Genomic DNA, 518 nt, shown 5'->3' on the forward strand with positions numbered 1-518 from the left:
CCGAGGGGCCTCACGTGCCGACCAGTGTCACATACACCGCCGTGCTCGATGTGAGGCGGTCCACCGCCGAGCACCTGGCCGGTCTCCTGCGCGACCACCGAATCGTGGCCAGGACCCGCAAGGGGCGACGCGCGCTGGGCTGCTTCAAGCAGGCCGTGCTCGTGCTGCGCTGGTTCCTCGACGGCACCCGACGGGCCCAACTCGCCCGCGACAACGGCCTGTCGGTCTCCACCTCCTACCGCTACCTCCACGAAGGACTGGCCGTCCTGGCCGCTGGCGCACCGGACCTGTCCACCGCGCTGGAGCGTGCGAAGGCAGCCGGGCTGACGCATCTGAACCTCGACGGTACGGTCATCCGCACGGACCGCGTCGCCGCCCCGGGCCCCAACGGCGCAGACCTCTGGTGGTCCGGAAAACACAAGCACCATGGCGGGAACGTGCAGGTCATCGCCACCCCGGACGGCTGGCCGATCTGGGTCTCGCCCGTACGGCCGGGCCGGGAACACGACACCACCTGC

The 518-nt window shown here is 70.8% G+C and carries 1 protein-coding gene; it reads left to right on the forward strand.

Going from position 1 to position 518, the window contains the following annotated elements:
* Positions 1–14: 14 nt before the first annotated feature.
* A partial coding sequence (locus AC2CJA_RS27150; RefSeq protein WP_484605271.1) for a transposase family protein occupies positions 15–518 on the forward strand: 504 nt, incomplete at its 3' end.

Source organism: Streptomyces sp. ATLC9 (assembly GCF_057196705.1).